The organism is Rossellomorea vietnamensis, from assembly GCF_025398035.1.
GTDB classification, from domain to species: Bacteria; Bacillota; Bacilli; order Bacillales; family Bacillaceae_B; genus Rossellomorea; species Rossellomorea vietnamensis_B.
The window spans coordinates 3,920,507-3,941,096 of record NZ_CP104558.1; the positions used below are offsets into that span (position 1 = coordinate 3,920,507).

Annotated in this window: 19 protein-coding genes, 1 pseudogene and 1 other annotated feature (1 of these 21 only partly in view); of the genes and pseudogenes, 16 read left to right on the forward strand and 4 right to left on the reverse strand. The window is 45.0% G+C overall.

Going from position 1 to position 20,590, the window contains the following annotated elements; genetic code table 11:
- Positions 1–44: a binding site (T-box leader), on the forward strand; it begins 213 nt to the left of the window's first position.
- A 52-nt stretch (positions 45–96) separates the two neighbouring features.
- From ileS to N5C46_RS20085, 5 genes are all read left to right on the forward strand, one after another.
- The gene (ileS, locus tag N5C46_RS20065; RefSeq protein ID WP_261749952.1) at positions 97–3,189 is read left to right on the forward strand and encodes an isoleucine--tRNA ligase; all 3,093 of its coding nucleotides are present in this window, start codon (positions 97–99) and stop codon (positions 3,187–3,189) included.
- A 109-nt stretch (positions 3,190–3,298) separates the two neighbouring features.
- Entirely contained in the window at positions 3,299–3,982 is a 684-nt protein-coding gene (locus N5C46_RS20070; RefSeq protein WP_261749953.1) for an HAD family hydrolase, read from the forward strand.
- Between the two features lie 15 nt (positions 3,983–3,997).
- A complete protein-coding gene (locus N5C46_RS20075) occupies positions 3,998–4,438 on the forward strand; it encodes a GNAT family N-acetyltransferase (RefSeq protein ID WP_261749954.1) in 441 nt (146 codons plus the stop codon).
- Positions 4,439–4,456: 18 nt separating this feature from the next.
- Positions 4,457–5,128, forward strand: a complete 672-nt coding sequence (locus N5C46_RS20080) for a CPBP family intramembrane glutamic endopeptidase (RefSeq protein ID WP_261749955.1) — start codon at positions 4,457–4,459, stop codon at positions 5,126–5,128.
- 21 nt (positions 5,129–5,149) lie between these two features.
- On the forward strand, positions 5,150–5,599 hold the full coding sequence (locus N5C46_RS20085) for a hypothetical protein (RefSeq protein ID WP_261749956.1): 450 nt from the start codon (positions 5,150–5,152) through the stop codon (positions 5,597–5,599).
- Positions 5,600–5,637: 38 nt separating this feature from the next.
- On the opposite strand, the gene N5C46_RS20090 is transcribed toward N5C46_RS20085, so the two are convergent.
- Together N5C46_RS20090 and N5C46_RS20095 are read right to left on the reverse strand one after the other, a co-directional pair.
- On the reverse strand, positions 5,638–5,997 hold the full coding sequence (locus N5C46_RS20090) for a GIY-YIG nuclease family protein (protein WP_261749957.1): 360 nt from the start codon (positions 5,995–5,997) through the stop codon (positions 5,638–5,640).
- A gap of 16 nt (positions 5,998–6,013) precedes the next feature.
- Complete coding sequence (locus N5C46_RS20095; protein WP_261749958.1) at positions 6,014–6,760, reverse strand: DUF2087 domain-containing protein; 747 nt, start codon at positions 6,758–6,760, stop codon at positions 6,014–6,016.
- A 187-nt stretch (positions 6,761–6,947) separates the two neighbouring features.
- Here N5C46_RS20095 and N5C46_RS20100 point away from each other — a divergent pair, with 187 nt between their 5' ends.
- Positions 6,948–7,769, forward strand: coding sequence for a nucleotidyltransferase domain-containing protein (locus tag N5C46_RS20100; RefSeq protein ID WP_261749959.1), 822 nt, complete (start codon positions 6,948–6,950; stop codon positions 7,767–7,769).
- 286 nt (positions 7,770–8,055) lie between these two features.
- Here N5C46_RS20100 and N5C46_RS20105 read toward each other — a convergent pair whose 3' ends face one another.
- Positions 8,056–8,229, reverse strand: a complete 174-nt coding sequence (locus tag N5C46_RS20105) for a hypothetical protein (protein ID WP_261749960.1) — start codon at positions 8,227–8,229, stop codon at positions 8,056–8,058.
- 197 nt (positions 8,230–8,426) lie between these two features.
- On the opposite strand from N5C46_RS20105, the gene N5C46_RS20110 reads away from it, so the two are divergent.
- From N5C46_RS20110 to N5C46_RS20130, 5 genes and pseudogenes are all read left to right on the forward strand, one after another.
- Entirely contained in the window at positions 8,427–9,617 is a 1,191-nt protein-coding gene (locus N5C46_RS20110) for a sensor histidine kinase (protein WP_261749961.1), read from the forward strand.
- On the forward strand, positions 9,617–10,273 hold the full coding sequence (locus N5C46_RS20115) for a response regulator (RefSeq protein ID WP_261749962.1): 657 nt from the start codon (positions 9,617–9,619) through the stop codon (positions 10,271–10,273). Before N5C46_RS20110 ends, N5C46_RS20115 begins: the two co-directional genes overlap by 1 nt.
- Before the next feature lie 146 nt (positions 10,274–10,419).
- A pseudogene (locus N5C46_RS20120) lies at positions 10,420–11,089 on the forward strand (ABC transporter ATP-binding protein); the annotation flags it as partial.
- Between the two features lie 278 nt (positions 11,090–11,367).
- Positions 11,368–12,582, forward strand: coding sequence for an ABC transporter permease (locus N5C46_RS20125; protein WP_261749964.1), 1,215 nt, complete (start codon positions 11,368–11,370; stop codon positions 12,580–12,582).
- Positions 12,583–12,595: 13 nt separating this feature from the next.
- Complete coding sequence (locus tag N5C46_RS20130; RefSeq protein ID WP_261749965.1) at positions 12,596–13,753, forward strand: ABC transporter permease; 1,158 nt, start codon at positions 12,596–12,598, stop codon at positions 13,751–13,753.
- Positions 13,754–14,204: 451 nt separating this feature from the next.
- On the opposite strand, the gene N5C46_RS20135 is transcribed toward N5C46_RS20130, so the two are convergent.
- Positions 14,205–15,059, reverse strand: coding sequence for a COX15/CtaA family protein (locus N5C46_RS20135; RefSeq protein WP_261749966.1), 855 nt, complete (start codon positions 15,057–15,059; stop codon positions 14,205–14,207).
- Positions 15,060–15,332: 273 nt separating this feature from the next.
- Here N5C46_RS20135 and N5C46_RS20140 point away from each other — a divergent pair, with 273 nt between their 5' ends.
- From N5C46_RS20140 to N5C46_RS20160, 5 genes are all read left to right on the forward strand, one after another.
- On the forward strand, positions 15,333–15,692 hold the full coding sequence (locus tag N5C46_RS20140) for an ArsR/SmtB family transcription factor (RefSeq protein WP_051758163.1): 360 nt from the start codon (positions 15,333–15,335) through the stop codon (positions 15,690–15,692).
- 21 nt (positions 15,693–15,713) lie between these two features.
- Positions 15,714–17,813 (forward strand): heavy metal translocating P-type ATPase, encoded by a 2,100-nt coding sequence (locus N5C46_RS20145; protein WP_261749967.1) that lies wholly within the window; start codon positions 15,714–15,716, stop codon positions 17,811–17,813.
- A gap of 123 nt (positions 17,814–17,936) precedes the next feature.
- Positions 17,937–18,749 carry a sugar nucleotide-binding protein gene (locus N5C46_RS20150; RefSeq protein ID WP_261749968.1) on the forward strand — a complete coding sequence of 271 codons (813 nt, stop codon included), beginning with the start codon at positions 17,937–17,939 and terminating at the stop codon, positions 18,747–18,749.
- A gap of 29 nt (positions 18,750–18,778) precedes the next feature.
- The gene (locus N5C46_RS20155; protein ID WP_261749969.1) at positions 18,779–19,306 is read left to right on the forward strand and encodes a P-loop nucleotide/nucleoside kinase family protein; all 528 of its coding nucleotides are present in this window, start codon (positions 18,779–18,781) and stop codon (positions 19,304–19,306) included.
- Between the two features lie 98 nt (positions 19,307–19,404).
- Positions 19,405–20,505, forward strand: a complete 1,101-nt coding sequence (locus tag N5C46_RS20160; RefSeq protein ID WP_261749970.1) for an amidohydrolase — start codon at positions 19,405–19,407, stop codon at positions 20,503–20,505.
- Positions 20,506–20,590: the final 85 nt, after the last annotated feature.

Consider the following 20,590-nt stretch of genomic DNA (forward strand, 5'->3'; position numbering starts at 1 on the left):
GACAGAATCAGGGTGGTATCGCGGGTTACAAACTCGTCCCTAACTTAGGTTAGGGGCGGGTTTTTTTATTTTTATAAAAAATGAAGGTGTGATGACATGGAGAAGGTCAATGTAAATGAAAAGTCGGTAGATAGGGAGCAGCGGATCCAGGATTACTGGAATTCGAATCATATTTTTAAAAAGTCAGTGGCAAACCGTGAAGGGGAAAAGACCTTTGTCTTCTATGAAGGTCCCCCGACGGCCAACGGACTTCCACACGCCGGGCATGTCCTTGGACGTGTGATCAAGGATTTCGTCGCCAGGTATCAGACGATGCGGGGGTATCAAGTGAAACGGAAGGCAGGATGGGATACCCACGGACTGCCGGTGGAACTCGGTGTCGAAAAGAAAATCGGTGTCTCCGGTAAACAGGAAATCGAGGAATACGGGGTAGAGAAATTCATTGAGGAATGTAAAAAAAGTGTATTCGATTATGAGAGGCAGTGGCGTACATTCACAGAAGCCATCGGATACTGGGTGGACATGGATGATCCTTATGTGACCCTTGAAAATGATTATATCGAAAGCGTCTGGCATATCCTTTCGAAGATCCATGAGAAAGGTTTGCTCTATCAGGGGCATCGGGTCGTCCCGTACTGCCCGAGCTGTCAAACGTCCCTCAGTTCCCATGAGGTGGCACAAGGATATAAGGATGTAAAAGATCTTTCCGCGACGGCTAAATTCAAGGTGGAAGGAAGCGAGAATGAGTATTTTCTTGGCTGGACGACGACACCGTGGACGCTTCCGTCAAATGTGGCACTTGCCGTTCATGAAGATGTGGATTACGTGAAAGCGAGGCGTGGGGAAGAGACGTATATCCTGGCGGAAAACCTTGTGAACGAGGTGCTCGGAGACGACTTCGAAGTGGTCAGTGAGCATAAAGGACGCGAATTTGTTGGCGTTTCGTATCAACCGCCTTTCGACAATCTTTCGCTTGAGCGCGGCCATGAAGTCATTTCGGCAGGGTTTGTAACAGACGACAGCGGGACCGGGATCGTTCATCTGGCTCCTGCTCACGGGGAAGATGACTACAATGCCATCAAAGAAAGCGGATTGGATTTCATCAATATCGTGGATGAAAAAGGTTGTTACAAAAGTGATTTCAAGCCTCTTGAAGGGGAGTTCACAAAGGACAGTGATGTGAAGATCATCAAGATGCTGGCAGACAGCAACCTTCTATTTGCCAAAGAAAAGTATGAACACAGCTATCCGCACTGCTGGCGCTGTGACTCACCGCTCATCTACTACGCCATGGAAGGCTGGTTCATCAAGACCACGGCCGTGAAAGACACGATCATCAAGAACAACCAATCCGTTGAGTGGTACCCGGATCATATGAAAGAAGGTCGCTTCGGGAAATTCCTCGATAATATGGTCGATTGGAACCTTGGCAGGAACCGTTACTGGGGTACACCCCTGAACGTCTGGGTCTGCGGGGATTGTGACCACCAGTTCGTTCCGGGAAGCGTTGCCGAGCTGAAAGAACATGCGGTAAGCGGATGGAGAGAGGGGCTTGAGCTCCATAAACCATATGTTGACGAGGTGACCGTAGAATGTCCGTCCTGCTCACATGAAATGAAAAGGACGAAAGAAGTGATCGATGTCTGGTTCGACAGCGGCTCGATGCCATTTGCCCAGTATCATTACCCATTCGAGAATGAAGAGTTATTCCAACAACAATTCCCGGCGGATGTAATCGCGGAGGGAGTGGATCAGACAAGGGGATGGTTCTACAGCCTATTGACGGTTTCGTCGCTCTTCACAGGGAAAGCGCCTTATAAGCGTGTCTTATCACTCGGTCATATCCTCGATGAAGATGGACGTAAGATGTCTAAGAGTAAAGGGAATGTCATGAATCCAATGGAACTGGTTGAGAAGTTTGGTGCCGATGCTCTCAGATGGGCATTGCTTGCAGACAGCGCCCCATGGAATAATAAGCGCTTCTCAGAGAACGTCGTCAGTCAGGCAAAATCAAAGCTCGTCGACACGCTTAATAACGTGCATTCCTTTTACACCATGTATGCCGTGATCGACGGTTTCGATCCTGAAAAGCATGCAGCCGGAACACCTTCCCTGCTTGATCAGTGGATGTTATCACGATTGAATTCGGTAACCAGACTTGTCACGGAACATTTAGATGGATATGACTTTACCGCAGGTGCCAGGGAATTATCCATCCTGGTGGACCAGGTGAGTAACTGGTATATCCGCCGTTCACGTGAACGCTTCTGGAGTGAAGGATTGAATGAAGATAAACTGGCAGCGTACCATACGTTACATGAAGTATTGGTCAGTGTAAGCCGGTTGCTTGCTCCATTCACGCCGTTCATCGCAGAAGATATCCATATGAACCTGACAGGTGAAAGCGTGCATCTGGCGGATTTCCCTAAAGCGGATGGAGATCAAATCAATCCAGTCCTGGAACAAGAAATGGATCATGTGCTGCAAGTCGTCGAGCTTGCCCGGTCCGCTCGGAATATGACAAGCATCAAAACGAAGCAGCCTCTATCCGAGCTTACGGTTGTCGGGTCCCAACAAGATACAGAACCTCTTCAGAAATATGAATACATCATCAAAGATGAAATCAATGTGAAGAACGTTCAATTACAGGACAACGCAGGAGATTCGGTACAGTATGAACTGAAGCTGAATTTCCCGACTGCTGGTCCGAAACTCGGGAAGCTGGTGGGATTGGTGCAAAAGCAATTACAAACCTTATCTTCCGAAGAAGCGAAGAAGGCTGTGGAACAAGGGTTTGTTGAAATTGAGTCTCCTAACGGGGAGAAGGTTTCCGTGGAGAAGGATGACCTGATCGTTCATCAAAAAACCCATCAAGGACTGGAAATGGCTTCAAATTCTCAGTTCAGCGTATTCCTGGATACAACCATCACAGAAGACCTGCGGAAAGAAGGAAAGGCCCGGGAACTGGTTCGCGCCGTCCAGCAATACCGGAAAGAATTGAATCTGCCGGTGGAACAGCGAGTGGATCTGGTGTTGGATGTGGACGATGTTATGAAAGAGGTAGTGAAGCAATTTGAAGATTTACTGCAGGGGAGTCTCTTGATCAAGAGCATGGCGTTTGAGAAACGAGAAGGCATGAAGGCTGTTGATTTGGATGGAGATCGAATAGGAATCTTTGTAAGAGTGTAATACAATGAAGGGCTTACCCAAACGAGGGTGAGCCCTTTTTGTGGAAAATTTTTCTTGAGTAAGTGGATTTGGTTTGAAATAATTGGTAGTAAGAAAGGTGTGATTAGGTATGAGGAGATACAAAGCTATGCTATTTGACTTAGACGATACTTTACTGGATCGAAATCAGGCAGTGGATAACATATTTCATATCATGTTGGAAAAATGTTATGGAAATGTAGAGGATACGTTGAAAGCGGAAATGCTGCGTAAGTTTAAGGAGTATGACAATAGAGGCTATGGCGTCAGTGATAAAACAGCTGTATTCCAATCGTTTTTTGATGAATTCCCACCGGTATATCGGCTGCAGGAGCCTCAAGAATTCTGGAATGAACAATTTCCTCAATGTTTTTCAATCAGTGAGCATACCGCCAATCTTCTGAAGGCAATTCAAGAAAATATGAAAATAGCAATCATTACAAACGGCACGATACACAGACAAAAAGCGAAAATCCTGAATACCGGTTTACATGAGTATTTTGATGTCATCTTGATTTCCGAGGAAGTTGGATTGGAGAAACCGGATCCACGAATATTCCAATTGGCTCTGAATAAGCTTCAAGTCCAGCCGGAAGACGCATTATTCGTTGGGGATAATCTGGAGAAGGATGTGGGTGGGCCTCAAGGTACTGGCCTTAAGGGTATATGGTTCAATCCAGATGGAGTGGAAAACGATTCTGATATAAAGCCAGATGAGGAGATTCAATCGTTGGATGAACTGTTACATTATCTTACTCCTAAACAATTCACTTGATGAGGAGGCAACGCCTTGCGTATTCATTATCATCAGTTTCGCTCGTTACCCGAAGACCATATCATGAATGGAATGGTGACATTACACGGATCTATATTTGAAACATCGAACGATTTGATCACTAAAATGGCCAATAAGCCTGAAATATTAATAGATGTGGCGATGGAAGATTCCAGAGTCATTGGATACAAAATAGGCTACCAACTGGACCCCGATACCTTTTATAGTTGGTTGGGAGGCGTGGATCCGGTCTACCGAAAACAGGGAATTGCGGCAGAGCTCATGAAACGGCAGCATCAAACGTTGAAGGAACTTGGCTATACGTTGGTGCAAACGAAAACCATGAATAAATGGCGCAGTATGCTGATTCTCAATATCAAGAATGGTTTTGATGTCATCGATACGTATACAGATGCGAAAGGCTTGCATAAGATCATTCTGGAAAAGAAGTTATAGCAGAGCGGAGGGGATTCCATGCAAAACAGTTTACCTGCACAGGAACCAATACCTGTTACAGAAGATGCTTCGACCATTGGATTTAAAACGCTATTAATCTATTTGGTCATATTGGCTCTTCCAGGTTATTTCATCAATCAATTGCCTCTTCAGAACTATGACGGACTGAAAGGTCTCATTTGGTTTTTATATTTTATGTCAGTCACGCTGGGTTATAAGAATATCAGGACATTCATGGTTTCCCTAATGAAAGTGGAAGTATTCAAGAAACCAGGAACCTATCTATGGATTTTTCTCACCTTTATGCTTCCTTACGTATTATTGCACCTAAGTCTCCATTTCGAAGTACTGCTCGACAAATACTATATTTTTTACTTCAATAATCATATGCTCCATGCAAGCAGCTGGCGAGAGACAATCGATGTAGCGGTCCTGACACCGATCTCTGAAGAAATTATATTCAGGGGCATTTTGCTGACGGTCCTTTTAAAATTCGTAAAGCCATTTTGGGCAGTCGGCATTACATCGATCTTATTTGGACTCATCCACCCATCGGAAATTTGGCTGTTCACTGTACTGGCTGGCTTCCTTTTAACGCTGACGGCTTATAAAACCAAATCGATACTGCCGGCGATGGTGGCTCATTCATTGTGGAACCTATATATGGTGCAGTTGTTTCTATTTTTTTGATGACAGGAGGGGAGCGAATCTGTGAAAAAAATAAGTATTGTGCTAGGTTTGATCCTGCTGGTCGCTATACTGGCCAATCTGCATACGATCATCGCTTCAGCCAAATGGTATTCATTCGAGCATAACAAGAACGTTTCAACCGAAACCAAAACCATAACGTATCGTGACATATTAGAGAGGTTGTACCAACAAAGAAAAGTGGCAGCAGAATTGGAAGACACGGTTGTTTATTCAAGGATAGGGGATGAAGTACGAAAAGGGGCTGATGATGCTTCTGATTACCAAATATTATTAGCGCACAACGAGCAGATTACTTCTTTGAAAGTGAAGTTGCCGATCACCACGTTCACAGATGGCGATAAGACCATAGAGTTTATTTCAGGGCATGGGGAAGTGTTAGAAATATGTGAGGACGGTCAATGGGAAGATTTTAATGGATCTTTGCAGAAGTTAATGAAAAAAGCCCAGTAAAAAACGCTCAGAAAAAATGACTCTGAGCGTTCTTGTGATCATCTAGCCTGCTTCTGATTATATCCCTGCTCCCCATAAGGCTGCACTTTCTCCAACCACTTTTCCTCCAGCTCAGCAAGAGCTTCTTTCTCCGTAACAAATGGATCATCATTCTTTTTCAATTTCTCCAGCACCTCGAAGGTAAAAGCGTCTTTACCAAGCTGGTTCCATTCGGTTTGTAACGCTTTACTGGTCGTGAATCCATTGTTATCGAGCATAAACTTAATCCCGTTCAAGGTCTTCAAGTTCTTCGTGCTTCCGATATAAATTTTATTGTTTTGCTTGTTTGTAATTTGAAAGACACCCGCTTCAACCGGTGTTTCTTTGTATTGTTGTTTTAACTCCCGTTTTCGATCCATGGTACAGACCTCCCGTTTATTTTTTTGCCCAATACTGGCTTCCGTCGGATTTCCGGTCGAGTAAGCCGTATTCAATCATGTATCTTCTGATGAGAACGTAATCTTCATACATGCCTTTTAGTACCCCGTTTAATTCTTTTTCATCGTACACATGGTCTTTCTTCAACTGTTTCGAAATCTCACGAAGGACAACGAGCCTTTGTTTTTCCTTTGGCGGAAACTTCGTCAATGTCCCGTCGGAGACATATTTCTTCAGTATTTTCTCCTGTTCGTCCTGTGTAATATTGTATCGTTCATCGACCATGGTGGCGGTTTGATGAACGGGTACAAACGTCGGGGCGTTCTCATCTTTTTCTTTGAGTAACTCCATCATGGTCAGGAAGGTCTTGGCCTGACGCTCCTTTTCTTTTAACGCAAACCGGTGATGACGGATGGTGGAGGCACTGCCAATCTCCAGTTCTTCCTGAATGTCCTTATCGTTTTTCCCTTGGTAAAAAAGGGTCAGTAAACGTTTCTGATGATCTGTAAGCCCCGTTAGCTTTTTATCCATCCCGATTAAATAATCGAACACAGAAATATGCGTACGGTCAATATGAACACCCATATATTTTTCTGCCAGGTAAAATCGATCTTCGTGTGGATAGACCATGCCTTTTTCAATATTCTCTCCACACAAAAGACAAACAAATATCTCCTCTTCTTCAATATAGCCTCTTTTCATTTCTTCTAAAGAGGCACTCCAAAACAGGTTGGAAAGCTCCATTTCTTTACACGTCCTATTCTTTTGTTGGTTATTATACAAACTATAATTAAATTCGTTGGTTAATTTATAAACATAATATATTTTTGTTTGGTTTTTGTCAAATGAGATCTTTTTGTGAAAATAAAGGAAATTGATCATTTGAAATAGAATCTAAAACTACGAGGTTCATCGACTGGAGGTCATAAATATGAAAGAACATATCGTCGAGGTCATCAAGCAAATCGAAATCGATCACGATGTGAAGATATTATTTGTCTGTGAATCGGGAAGCAGAGCGTGGGGATTTCCTTCTAAAGACAGCGACTATGATGTCCGCTTCATTTATATCCATAAGCCAGACTGGTATTTATCCATCGATCAAAAGAGGGATGTGATCGAAGTTCCAGCCCGGGGTTCCGTCTCGATACCGAGTGACCCGCTGTTGGATATGAGCGGATGGGAGCTGACGAAAGCACTGAGGTTATTCCGGAAATCGAATCCTCCTCTTCTCGAATGGCTCCAATCAACGATTGTCTACTACCAGTCTTATTCCACGGTTGATCAAATGAAGGAACTGGAGCAGAAGATCTTTTCCCCCGTTTCCTGTATGCATCATTATCTGAGCATGGCGAAGGGCAATTTCCGGGATTATGTTCAGGGAGAGGAAGTCAGGATCAAAAAATATTTGAATGTGCTCCGTCCCCTGCTGGCTGCCAAATGGATCGAGAAATATGAAACGATCCCACCGATTGAATTTCAAGAACTGGTTGAAGAACTGGTCCCAGGGGGTGAATGGAAGGATTCGATTGGGAATTTGTTAAAACAGAAGAGAGCGGGAGAAGAGATCTACCTCGAACCGGGGATCGATGCCATCAATGAACATCTTCAAAAAGAAATCGAACATTTAGAAGCGTATGCGAAGTCGATTAAAAAAGACATTCCTGATCCAACGGCTGAATTGGATATGCTGTTCAGGGGGGCGTTGAGGGAAGTTTGGGAGGAAGAGTGGAAGGAGTTGGGGAAACGGTGAGGGTGAGGTAAAGGGAATAACTGATCATGGACTGCTTTTTGTTAAAAATGTTATAAAATCATAGAATAGCAGGTCGGAAAGGTTCAATATTACGTTCAGACAAAAGAGTTCCAACCCAGCTTATGGGGTTGGAGCTCCTTTTTGGTCTTAATTATCTTGAAGAGAGAGGGGGAGAGGGATTAATTGCGTCATTTCCGGCGATGATTGCGTCATTTTCTCGTTTATTGCGTCATTTTCAAATTAATTGCGTATTTTTCCAAATAATACCTTTAGTACCCACCTCTAACTAACGCCGACCTACCCCCTTATTACTACCCCTATTAAACCAATACATAAGAAAAAAACCCAATGTAAATCCACCACTCAATGTCAGGATCAATGTCATCTCGTAATCACCGAGTAGGAATAAGAACATAAATATGATGATCCCGACAACAAATGGAAAGTACCAGCGATTCATCGGAATGCCTCCTTGTTAATTTTTGTAATTTATACTTATGGTTTTTTTACCCAACTACAGGGATTATAATCTTTTAGTGTCATAGTATCTTATCTACAAACCCCACCTTACCAAACCACCCAAATAAGATTATAATGGTAATATCTTCTACCTCTATGTTCAGGCATGAAGAGAAATCTCACGATAGAGGTGAATCCATGAAACTGACTTTCTTAAGCATTCTCCGTCTGGTCATGTTCACCATGATCAGTTACATCTATTATTCTTCTGGTGGTACACCATCAACGGCACAAACCATGTATGTGATCATAGCGGGAATCGGATTTATACTGAATCATTTTTTACTGGCGTCCACTCGAAATCAGACCTATTATCCCCTTGCCCTCGATTTCATCCTCATTACAGGGTTTGTCTATTTTTATCCTGGATCGTCTCTGTATTTGATCCTGTTTGGGGTAAATGCAGTGACACTGTTCTTGTCTGCTAAAGATAACCGGGTCCTATGGGGATTCAGCTTAACCTTTTTCATCATTTGGTTCAGCTCTATGTACTATACTTATCAAGTGACAGGCACATTTTCGCTCTTGGAAAATCTCATCAATTTCAGCTTAATCGTATTCGAAGCAGTCGTCGGACGGCTCATACATAAACTGTTCCATGCACGGGCAAAAATTGAAACCCAGTACGGGGAGCTGCAGGAAACTCACACGGCGTTAACGTCCGCCCATGAGCAATTACATCACTACTCAAAACAGGTGGAGGAGTTGACGCTGATTCGCGAAAGGAACCGGATTTCCGGGGAAATCCATGATACGGTCGGCCATAAGATGACGGCGCTTCTCGTTCAGCTTCAGGTAGCAAAGGAGCTGATGGATTCACATCCTGACATGAGCAGACAGAAAATGGAGCTCTGTGAAGACCTGGCGAGGGAGACCCTTCAGGAGATCCGCCTGTCGGTCAGGACCTTGAAGGATCACGATCAGCCGCAATCCTTCATCACAACAGTCCGCAAACTGCTGGAGGATTATCAGGTGATGACGGGTCTCGTCTCCAGTTTTACCGTCAAAGGGGATGTGACGACCATCCCAATCTCCATCCAGCTTGACCTGACCCGGGTCATACAGGAATCGATCACCAATGCCGTCCGCCACGGGGAAGCAAAGGAATGCAGCGTCATGCTCGAAGTCACGGAATCCATGGTGGAAATCCGAATTCAGGATGACGGAAAAGGGTCTGCGGACATCAATCCCGGATTCGGCTTGAAGCATATGCGGGACAGAATCCACGAACATGGAGGGACCACCGTATTTGAAAGTGCGAAAGAAGGGTTCCGTGTGAAAGCAACGGTGCCTTTAATAGAGATGAAATGGCAAATGGGGGGATCATAATGGTCAGAATTTTAATCGTGGATGATCAGGAATTAATGAGGGACGGACTTGCCACGATATTGGATTTGAGGCAGGAAATCGAGGTGGCAGGGGTTGCGTCTAACGGGCAGGAAGCGTTCGAGAAAGCCGGGGAACTCCGTCCGGACATCGTATTAATGGATATTCGCATGCCAATCGCGAGCGGAGTGGAAGGAACAAAACTGATTACCACCAACTATCCCGACATCAAGGTCCTCATGCTCACTACTTTCAACGACAGCGAGCTCATTTTTGAAGCACTGGAAGAAGGGGCGAGTGGATACTTACTGAAAGATATGCCGACGGATGCCATCGTCCAGGCAATCATGACGGTTCAATCGGGGGGTATGGTGCTACCGAAAGAGCTGACGGCGGATATCGTAAGGGAAATGAGACGGAATCAGCCGGCAGAACAAATCCACACAGTCCCGGAAATCGTGAAGGACCTGACGGAAAGGGAACTGGAGGTTCTTCAACAGCTCGGTCTCGGACTGAACAACAAGGAAATTGCGGAGAAACTGTATATATCCGAAGGCACCGTAAAGAATCATGTGTCCAATCTTATCAGTAAGCTTCAATTAAGGGACCGCACCCAGGCGGCGATCTTTGCCGTCCGCTATCACATCACGCATTATTGAACCATGACTTTCAGCATAGTATCCCTATGAAATACAGCTATCAAAGCTGTATTTTTTTATGTTCAAATTCTATCGCAGGAGGGATTTGGAAAAGGAAGATCCCCGCTATACTTAAGCTATAGTCAATGAAAAAAGGGTGTGGAGATATGCTGGAAGTGAAAGAACTGAAGAAAAGCTATGGAAAAAAAGAGGTCGTGAAGAACGTATCCTTTATGATCGAAAAGGGGGAGGCGTTCGGATTGCTGGGACCAAACGGAGCGGGGAAATCAACGACGATTTCCATGATTTGCGGACTTGTCCCGTATGATCAAGGGGAAGTGCTCGTGGCCAGTCAATCGGTGAAACAATTTCCGTTGCTGGTTAAAAAGAAAATCGGGGTGGTCCCCCAGGAAATTGCCCTGTATCCAACGATGTCAGCAAGGGATAATCTGTTGTTCTGGGGGAAGATGTACGATTTGACCGGAGCACAGGCAAAGAAACGGGTGGAGGAAGTCCTCGAAATCGTGGGACTGAAGGAGCGGGGGAAAGATAGGATTGAAACCTTCTCCGGAGGGATGAAGCGGAGAATCAACATCGGAGCCGCCTTGATGCACGAACCGGAATTATTGATCATGGATGAGCCGACGGTGGGGATCGATCCACAGTCGCGCAATCACATCCTTGAAACCGTCAAAGCACTCAATGAAAAAGGCATGACCATCATATACACGAGTCATTACATGGAGGAAGTGGAGTTCCTTTGTAACCGCGTCGGCATCATGGATCATGGGGAAGTGATTGCCCTCGGAACGAAGTCGGAATTGTGCAGCCGGCTAACGGGAAGCAGCTTCATTCAGATAAAGGTGGAAAATCTATCGGATGATGCGAGGAAGGAGTTGGAAAAGGCGGGGGATATAGGACGAATCGCTTTTCAACAGGAAGCCGGCATCATCGAAGTATTTGCACCGAACCCCCAGGAAGTCGTGGCCTCGGTCATCACGTCCGGCGTCCATGCAGGATTGAAGATTAAATCCGTTGAAATCAAAGAATCGAATCTAGAGACACTTTTCCTGCAGCTGACAGGACGAACGTTACGGGATTAGGAGGAGATAGACATGAGCATGTTCACCATTGCATGGAAAGATATCAGGATCCGTCTCAAGGATCGGAAGTCCTTTATCACACTATTATTGATGCCGATCGTCCTGACAGCCATCCTTGGATCTGCTTTAAGCGGTGCTTTCAGTGAAAATGGATCGCTTCCAGAACTGACTGCAGGAGTCGTGGTTACCTCACAAGATGAGCTCACAGATCAATTCCTGCACAACACCCTGCAGGGAGAAGAATTGAAGGACAGTATCACCTTAAAGAATTTTAAAACAGAAGCCGACTTGCGGGACGCCATCGGGGAGGGGAAGGTGGATGCCGGCCTCGTCATCCCGAACGGTTGGGGAGACGGGATAGTGAACGGGGAAACCGTACCGGTCAAACTATTCAAAGATCCCGGTAAAGACATTCAGTACACCATCCTTTCCACTATCACCGAATCCTTCACGAACCGTGTGGCAACGGTATCAGCGGCTACACGGACCGTGGGTCAGGAGTTGAGCTCGGCTGTGCCGGTGTCCAATCAGATTATCGATCTTTCCGCTGCCATGAAGAATCTATCAGAAGAACTTAGTGCGATTGCAGATTCAAAGGAAAACGGGGTCATCACTCAAAAAGACGGCAAGGAATCTCTTTCAGGCATGCAATACTACGCTGCCGCCATGGGAGTCATGTTCATTTTGTTCAACACCACCATCGGGGCCAAAACCATCCTTCAGGAGCGGAATACCGACACATTGGCAAGGCTGATGGTCACTCCCGTCCGTCACTCATCCATTATGGGAGGGAAGTTTCTCGGGACCCTCTCGTTCACGATCCTTCAGTTTTCAGTGTTCGTTATCTCCACCCGGTTGTTATTTGGAGTGGACTGGGGCAGCAATGGGTGGCAGCTGATCCTTGTAGGCTTCGCATATTCCGTTACGGTTTCAGGTCTTTCCATGTTGCTTGCGGGATTCCTTACGGATGAAAAGACGGCAGACTCCATCGGGGGGATCGGCGTGCAGGTTCTCGCCCTTCTTGGCGGTTCGATGATCCCACTGGCATCGTTCCCTGACGCCTTACAGAAGTTCGCCTCCATCGCCCCCAATAAGTGGGCCCTCGGCGGATTTCTTGATATTATGAACGGAACGTCGTGGAATAGTCTTGTCCTGCCTGTCGCTATACTCGTACTGAGCGGTCTTCTGGCATTGTGGATCGGTTCATTGAAATTAAAGCTTAGATAAGGAGAGAAATAGGATGAGGAAAATCATCAGCATAGCCCGATTTGAAGTGAAACGACTTTTTCAAAATCGCCGTGCCTTTCTGCTGCTGTTCGGAATGCCCCTTTTATTCACCTTTATCTTCGGCGGAGTCATAACCGGGGATGGGGAAAATAAGCCGGAGATTGCCGTGGTGGATGAAGACCAGACGGAGGCTTCACAGGCTCTGATCAATGAAATGAAAGCAAGCGATTCTTTTACATTTACAAAAGGAAATAGCAAGAGAGTTGCCGAACAGTTCGACAACCAGGAAATAACGGGATATCTTTCGGTGGAAAAAGGATACGAATCAACGCTTCAAAATGAGGGAACACCGGAAGTCGTCTTTGTTTCAGGACCTTCCTTCGAAGGGGCGGCACTTGTGGAACAGCTCATCAATGACAGCCTCGTGAAACAGAAGGTAAGTACAGCTGCTGCAAAATTTTATCAAGAGAAAACGGGAGAAAATCAGGCCGCCATCCAGGAGAGAATCTCAGATGAACGGAACTCGGTACCGGCAGCTGTTGAAACCGTCTCTGTTACGAAAAATGAAGTAATGCAATCGATGAACAATCTGACGGCGCGTTCAGCAGGCTTCACGATCATGTTCGTCATGATCGCCATGTTATCAAGCACCGGTATCCTACTCGAGGCGAGACAAAACGGGGTATGGTACCGGATGATGTCCACTCCTGCGACTAAAGTGGAAATATTATGTGGATACATGCTGGCATTCTTCGTCATCGGCTGGATCCAATTCGGAATCTTGATGACTCTGTCAGAGAAGATTTTTCACATCGAATGGGGGAATGTGTTCGCCAATATGATTCTCGTTTCAAGTCTGCTTCTCTGCAGCATCGGCCTCGGACTCTTCCTTGCCGGACTCGTCAAAACGTCAGAACAGCAATCGGTCTTCGGCAACCTGATCATCATCTCCACCTGCATGATCGCCGGCGTCTACTGGCCGGTTGAAATCATGCCGAACTTTATTCAGCATATCTCAACTTTCCTTCCACAATACTGGGGGATGGAAGGATTTGCTGAGTTGACGGTAAGAGGCGGAGGGATTGCGGATATCGTTACCCCGGTTGGGATCCTCCTTGGATTTTCGGTTGTGTTTCTGATGGTGGGGTTGAGAAGAGTGAGGTTTGAGTAAGAGGAAATGTAAGGTACATCGTCAATAGGTAGAATCGATTTGTTTTCTATCATGAAGGCAGTTACCCCGGGCTAACAATGAGTTTATTAAACTCGTCGCTAATGAAACTAAAACCAGTTTAGTGAATAGGCGGAGAAATTCCGCTTATTTACTAAAAATAACTGAAAATACCTTAGATAGACGGAATAATTCCGACTATCTTCACGAAAAACGTAAAAATGTTCGATTTTGCTTTGCTTAACCGGAATATCTCCGCTTATATCCGGAACAAAGCTCTATTCTGCAATTTTAACCGGAAAATTTCCGCTTATTATCAATGGTTACTCAATCATGGATAAGGCTTCTTACTAAACTAAATCATAAAAAACGCACTGTGAATGATATCCTGAATTCACAGTGCGTTTTCATATGTGTATTACAATGTTTACCTCTCTAAAGTAAACCCGCTAACTCAAATCTGCCTGGCTTTCTTTTTCTGATTAAAATAACTGACGGCCGTCATCCGGCTCAATAAAGCGACTGTCAAAATGGACAGGATCATGTGTACGGAGGACGTCACAGGGCTCAGTTCTTCTGTTTTTACGACAAATCCACCAAAGGTTGTCAGGATGGATAGTAGGATCAAGAGTAAGGCGGATTTCCTCATCACGTTAAATCTTAATGCAAGGAAAACGGCATATCCGATGAAGAATAACGCAATCATACCGAGCAATCCGTGAATCACATAAGTGAAATTTGCAAGTTCCACATTCGTGTTTCTTACTTCAAACAGTAATTTGCTGAGTTGGAAATGTTTAAAGAGTGCTCCGATTAATACCTCGAGCATGAGTGCTGAAAACCCGATCACTAATGGCTTTTTCACTTCATTCAACTTCACGTTTCCTGTTCCTCTCTGTAATCCTTCATGAAGGAAAATAAGAGAGATTAATAGAAAGAGGCTGAACATGACATCGAGTGTCGTGAAACCTGTTGGTGTTCCGAGCAGAACATTCATCCCGCCGATCATCGCCTGAGTAAATAAGAGAACCAGGGATAATAACGAAATGACTTTCACTGCTTTATCGGTTGTCTTTCTCCAGGCAATGATGGCGTTGATCAGAATGACCAGTCCGAGCAGTGTCGTGAATAGCCGGTGAGAGTATTCGATCACGACGCGATAATTGGTGATATCCGGGATAATTTTTCCGTTACAGATCGGCCAATCGCTCCCGCATGCATCACCGGAATGTGTCGCTACGACCAGGTTGCCGAGCACCAATGCCGCGATGGTGACGATGATCGTAAAGAATGAGAATCTATTTTTCATATCATTGAAGTCCTTTCGTGTTAGAATCAACATATATTGATATCTGTTCATATACTAACAGGATTGTGAGATGGAACACAATCGTTAAACGTCGATGTCACATAACGTTCATCTATCGTTAGTAAAGAATGGAAGGCTGGTTTACAAAAAACTCTTAGACCATTTGAAAAGTACAACAACTTCTGTTTGACAGTGGCATGTTCTTTTTTTTATCATATAAATAAGAATACATGAACACATTGTCATATATTGAAATAGAATAGGAGTGTCGACATGCGAAAGAATAATAATCATGAAGAGCTGAATGGGCATAAACAGGATGAAAAAATAGATGAACCGTGTGTGGAGATTGATGAAGAAACGTTGTTTATCGTCACTCAGACGTTTAAAGCATTGTCCGAGCCGACTCGTGTAAAGATTCTTCATCTATTGGCGCAAAAGGAACACTCTGTTAATGATATCGCTGAAAAGCTGTCGCTGCTTCAAACGACCGTATCTCATCAATTGCGCTTCTTGAAAAATTTACGATTGGTCAAGTACAGACGCGAAGGCACGACATTGTACTATTCTGCCGATGATGATCATGTCATGAACATGCTTCAGCAAACGATGCACCATGCTAGACACCACTAGGAAACAATGGGGGAGTTCAAGATGGACGAATATAAGCTTCAAGGGCTCTCGTGCAGCAATTGTGCGAGGGAAATGGAAGAGGAAATCAATAAACTGGAAAATGGAGAAGGCTCGAGAATTCTTTATAACAGCAGCAAATTAGTCCTGAATAAAGGCGTTGATATGCAAAAAGTGGAGAAGATCCTTTCCGCTGATGGAGCGGCCCTCGTGAAGGAACACGGGGATGAACATGGTCATGACCATTCCCATGAGCATACGAACAGCAGCACAATGAAGATCCTGCTTGGGATGTCGGCCATCATCTTTTTCTCAGCGATCTATGTTGATTCGCAGTTGGATAATCTGGTCCCGATCATCATGTATTTGACCGCTGCTGCGACAAGCGGATATCCTACCTTCATCAAGGGAGCAAAGAATCTGCTGAAATTCAAGTTCAACATCGATACGCTGATGACGATTGCCTTGATAGGGGCCTTTTCCATTGGGGAATGGAAAGAAGGGACGCTAGTAGCGATTCTGTTCGGCGTCAACGAACTGCTTGAAGGAATGGGCATGGAGAAGGCAAGGAAGTCCATGGAGGAATTAATGAAGGTCGCTCCGAAAGAAGCGATTCTGATTGAAGGGGACAAGGAAAGAGTCGTACCGATCAGTTCATTGAGCGCAGGGGACCTCGTCCTTGTGAAATCAGGACAGAAAATCCCGTCAGACGGAATCGTCGAATCGGGTAAGAGTTCCGTAAATGAAGCGGCCATCACCGGTGAAGCCATGCCGGTCGAAAAGGAAAAAGGTGAAAAAGTCTTCGGCGGAAGCATCAATAACGAAGGGGTCCTCAAGGTAAGGATTTCGAAAGAATACAAAGATTCGTCCCTTGCGAAAATCCTGCACTTAGTCGAAGAAGCTCAGGAAACCAAGACCCCGACAGAACAATTCATCAATCGATTTGCCCGGTATTATACACCGATCATCATGATCGTGTCCGCATTGGTGATACTCGTTCCTCCGCTTCTGTTCAATGGGGATTGGGGAGAATGGTTTTATCAAGGGCTCGCGGTACTCATTGTCGGTTGTCCGTGTGCATTGATCCTGTCGTCTCCGATAGCCATCGTGTCCGGGATTGCCCGCAATGCAAAAAACGGAATCCTTGTAAAAGGCGGCGTCTTCCTAGAGCAACTTGGAAAAATTGATACCGTTGCATTTGATAAAACAGGTACGCTCACCAAAGGCCATCCGTATGTAGAAGAAATGGCTGTCTACGATCAAGAAAACTTTTTCCGGATTGCCGGTTCAATTGAAAAATCATCTTCACATCCGATTGCCAAAGCCGTCATGAAAAAGATCAGCGAAGACTCTGAAAACCAGGCATTCTCGGAACCTGAAGAGATCAACACCATCTCAGGTCAAGGTGTAGCTGCCATGATTGAAGGAAAAAGTTACAGAGTCGGAAACGAGAAAAGCCTCGAATGTTCCGTTCCGTCTGAAGTCGAGCAAAAGATTCAAACGATGAAAGCGAATGGGTATACGCTGGTGATCGTCTCAAGCGATACAGATGTTCTTGGATTATTCGGCATCACGGATGAAATCAGGGAAGAAAGTAAGGAAATCATACAGGACCTTTATTCATCCGGAATCAAACAGGCCGTGATGCTGACAGGAGACCATGATAAGACCGCAGAAAAAGTGGCCCAGCAAGTAGGGTTGACCGATTACTATGCAGGTCTCCTGCCGGACGAAAAAGTCTCGAAAGTAAAAGAACTTACAAGCAAAGGAAAAGTGGCCATGGTGGGTGACGGAATCAACGATGCCCCGGCACTGGCCACAGCAGACCTGGGAATCGCCATGGGGAAAGGAACCGACAGCGCCATTGAAACCGCCGATATCGTGCTGATGCAGGATCACCTCGGAAAACTTCCTTCTGCCATCAAGATTGCGAAAAGGGTTAATAATATCATTAAAATCAACATTTCCCTGGCATTGGGGTTAAAACTGATTGCACTGCTCCTGACCATCCCAGGACTACTCACACTATGGATTGCCATCCTGTCTGATATGGGTGCGACCATCTTGGTTACGTTGATTAGTTTGACGGTGATGATTGGGGAGAAGTCTAAAGTATCAAATTAAATGAAAGGAGCGGGGAACGATCCCTGCTCCTTTCATTTTTTTATTTGGCATTAAAGGGTTTTTGCAGCTGTTTAATAGAATAAACAAGAGAGAACACAATTCCAAGATGGGAGGCATTTTAGAATGAAAAAACTGCTTATATTCGGAGCAAGCGGATTAGTGGGAAAAGCACTGGTGAAAGAATGCAAAGACTCCTTCGATGTATACGGGACCTATGCAACCCGACCAGTAGATCTCCCTCAGGAAAATCAATTTCAATTAGAAATAAGCGATGTGGATCAGATGAAAGATATGGTCAAAACCATCAGACCCGATGCCGTCATTTCATGTCTAAGAGGGGAGTTCGATGAACAGCTTGAATTTCACAGGGAAATCGCAAAGGAAATTCAACATACAGAAAGCACACTCTACTACTTTTCTACGGCCAATGTGTTCGATGGGGATTTCACGAAGCATCATACAGAAGAAGACGCTCCTAACGCTGCATCACCTTATGGGAAGTTCAAAATAGAATGTGAAAACCTGTTGCGAGAATTATTACAGGAACGGGCCGTTACAATACGCATTCCGCAAATATGGGGGAAGAACTCTCCTAGGCTGGACCAGATTAAAAGTGGGATTGAAGAAGGCGCCATTGATGTATACAGCAATCTGGAGTGTAATCATCTCACAGATGAATTATTGGCCAAACAGTTAAAATACATCATTCTTCATCACCTTAAAGGAGTTTTTCATCTCGGTGCGGTCGATATGATGGCTCAGTCTCAATTCGTTGAGGAACTAGTGGGCAACCTTACGAATAAGGATGTTACGTTTCATGATTGCCTGCTTGAAGATAAACCGGAGACATTTCATTTCGGGCTGAAAAGCATTCGAAAGGATCTTCCGGAGCGTTTGGTGAAGACGAATAGGGCATTGATAAGCGATTTAGTTTAGGCAGATCCTGTTGAAATGGGGGCTTACACATGTTTGATACGTTTAATTTTGACCTGATCTACCGTGAACGAGATGATGTAACCCCATTAGTGGTCATGATGTGTGGGGTGGCGGGTTCCGGTAAAACGACTTTTTCACAAATATTGGAGCGATCCGGTTTTGTCCGCCTTTCAATAGATGAAGAAATATGGGCAACGAATGGTCGTTGGGGGATTGATTTCCCAATGGAAAAGTTTGAGGAATATAGACAAGCTGCAGAAGTAAAATTACGAAACCGTTTAATAAAGTTAATCCGCGATAAACAGAAGGTTGTGATTGACTTTAGTTTTTGGGACCGGGGGAGAAGGAATCGATATAAAAAACTGATTGAGGATTCCGGCGGTAAATGGATACTGATTTATTTGAAGGTTCAAGAACATGATTTGCGTGAACGACTTAAGGTACGAAACCAGCGTTTTGATGCAAATTCCTTCCCGATTTCTGAAGAACTTTTAACATCATATCTTAATGGTTTTGAAATACCTCAAGGAGAAGGGGAAATAGTGATAGACAATTAAAAGGTGGTAAGTAACAGTGCAGATCTATGCTACAAAAGCAGGACTTCCCCTCCCAATCTCAGAATACATAAGTAAAATAGATTGAAAGGAGAAAAAGGATGAACGTTGAAAAACAGATACTAGAATGGTTCACCCATTTCCACGCTCACCCGGAAGTGAGCTGGAAGGAAGTTGAAACGACGAATACGATTGCAGGGATCCTCGATGATCTGAATGTGAGCTACAGGAGATTTTCTGATGTGACGGGTTTGATAGCTGAAATAGGGGAAGGGGATGAAGTGACGGCTGTTCGCGCGGACATCGATGCCCTGTGGCAAGAGGTGGACGGGGTGATGCAGGCGAATCATTCCTGTGGTCATGATGCCAATATGTCAATGGTTCTCGGAGCGCTTCTTTATTGCCTTCAGGATCCTCCGAAGGATAAGCGGATCCGTTTCATTTTTCAGCCTGCAGAGGAGAAGGGGAATGGATCGCTGACCATGATTGAGAAAGGGGCCCTTGAGGATGTCCGTTATTTATTCGGGGTCCATCTGCGACCGAAGGAAGAATTGGAGCATGGTTCCTTTTCGCCTTCCGTTCATCACGGGGCAGGCATTTACATGGAAGGGAAAATAAAAGGAATTGATGCCCATGGGGCGAGACCCCATCAGGGAAAGAATAGCATCGATGTGTTGATGGCCATCCATTCCTTTTTGAAAACGATCTATTTGTCTCCATTTGAATCGTATTCTGCGAAACTGACAAAGCTCGCTGCAGGTGGGGAGAATCTCAACATCATCCCGGGGAATGCGGAGTTTGCCATCGATGTTCGTGCCCAGAAGAATGAGGTGATGGAAGAGATACAGCGTCGTCTTAACGAAGGGGTCGAAGGGATTGCCAAACTGTACGGAGTCACGATTGAGTATGAATGGACAGACTATACTCCTGGAGCGGAAGTGTCGGATGAAGCTGAGAGCATCACGAGGGAAGCGATTGTATCCATCGCGGGTGAAGAAGCATTGGCTCCGCCGGTCATTACATCGGGCAGTGATGATTTTCATTTTTACACGATCAAGCATCCTGAAGTGAAAGCGGCGATGATCGGGGTCGGTGCAGGTTTGACTCCAGGACTGCATCATCCTGATATGACGTTTAATGTTTCAGCCCTGAATCAAGCGGCAAAAATATTGGCTGAAACGTTAAAAAAGGCATCATCCTGATTGTAAACGGTACCAAAAACGGATTGACGACTCCCATTTCTGCCCTTATGATACTCATATAGCGACTATTTAGCGACAATTAGAA

Excerpts from the sequence above, each read along its gene's own strand:
- ileS (WP_261749952.1), top strand. The coding sequence starts at position 97 with ATGGAGAAGGTCAATGTAAATGAAAAGTCGGTAGATAGGGAGCAGCGG.
- N5C46_RS20070 (WP_261749953.1), top strand. The coding sequence starts at position 3,299 with ATGAGGAGATACAAAGCTATGCTATTTGACTTAGACGATACTTTACTG.
- N5C46_RS20080 (WP_261749955.1), top strand. The coding sequence starts at position 4,457 with ATGCAAAACAGTTTACCTGCACAGGAACCAATACCTGTTACAGAAGAT.
- N5C46_RS20090 (WP_261749957.1), bottom strand. The coding sequence starts at position 5,997 with ATGGATCGAAAACGGGAGTTAAAACAACAATACAAAGAAACACCGGTT.
- N5C46_RS20095 (WP_261749958.1), bottom strand. The coding sequence starts at position 6,760 with ATGGAGCTTTCCAACCTGTTTTGGAGTGCCTCTTTAGAAGAAATGAAA.
- N5C46_RS20100 (WP_261749959.1), top strand. The coding sequence starts at position 6,948 with ATGAAAGAACATATCGTCGAGGTCATCAAGCAAATCGAAATCGATCAC.
- N5C46_RS20105 (WP_261749960.1), bottom strand. The coding sequence starts at position 8,229 with ATGAATCGCTGGTACTTTCCATTTGTTGTCGGGATCATCATATTTATG.
- N5C46_RS20110 (WP_261749961.1), top strand. The coding sequence starts at position 8,427 with ATGAAACTGACTTTCTTAAGCATTCTCCGTCTGGTCATGTTCACCATG.
- N5C46_RS20115 (WP_261749962.1), top strand. The coding sequence starts at position 9,617 with ATGGTCAGAATTTTAATCGTGGATGATCAGGAATTAATGAGGGACGGA.
- N5C46_RS20125 (WP_261749964.1), top strand. The coding sequence starts at position 11,368 with ATGAGCATGTTCACCATTGCATGGAAAGATATCAGGATCCGTCTCAAG.
- N5C46_RS20130 (WP_261749965.1), top strand. The coding sequence starts at position 12,596 with ATGAGGAAAATCATCAGCATAGCCCGATTTGAAGTGAAACGACTTTTT.
- N5C46_RS20135 (WP_261749966.1), bottom strand. The coding sequence starts at position 15,059 with ATGAAAAATAGATTCTCATTCTTTACGATCATCGTCACCATCGCGGCA.
- N5C46_RS20140 (WP_051758163.1), top strand. The coding sequence starts at position 15,333 with ATGCGAAAGAATAATAATCATGAAGAGCTGAATGGGCATAAACAGGAT.
- N5C46_RS20145 (WP_261749967.1), top strand. The coding sequence starts at position 15,714 with ATGGACGAATATAAGCTTCAAGGGCTCTCGTGCAGCAATTGTGCGAGG.
- N5C46_RS20150 (WP_261749968.1), top strand. The coding sequence starts at position 17,937 with ATGAAAAAACTGCTTATATTCGGAGCAAGCGGATTAGTGGGAAAAGCA.
- N5C46_RS20155 (WP_261749969.1), top strand. The coding sequence starts at position 18,779 with ATGTTTGATACGTTTAATTTTGACCTGATCTACCGTGAACGAGATGAT.
- N5C46_RS20160 (WP_261749970.1), top strand. The coding sequence starts at position 19,405 with ATGAACGTTGAAAAACAGATACTAGAATGGTTCACCCATTTCCACGCT.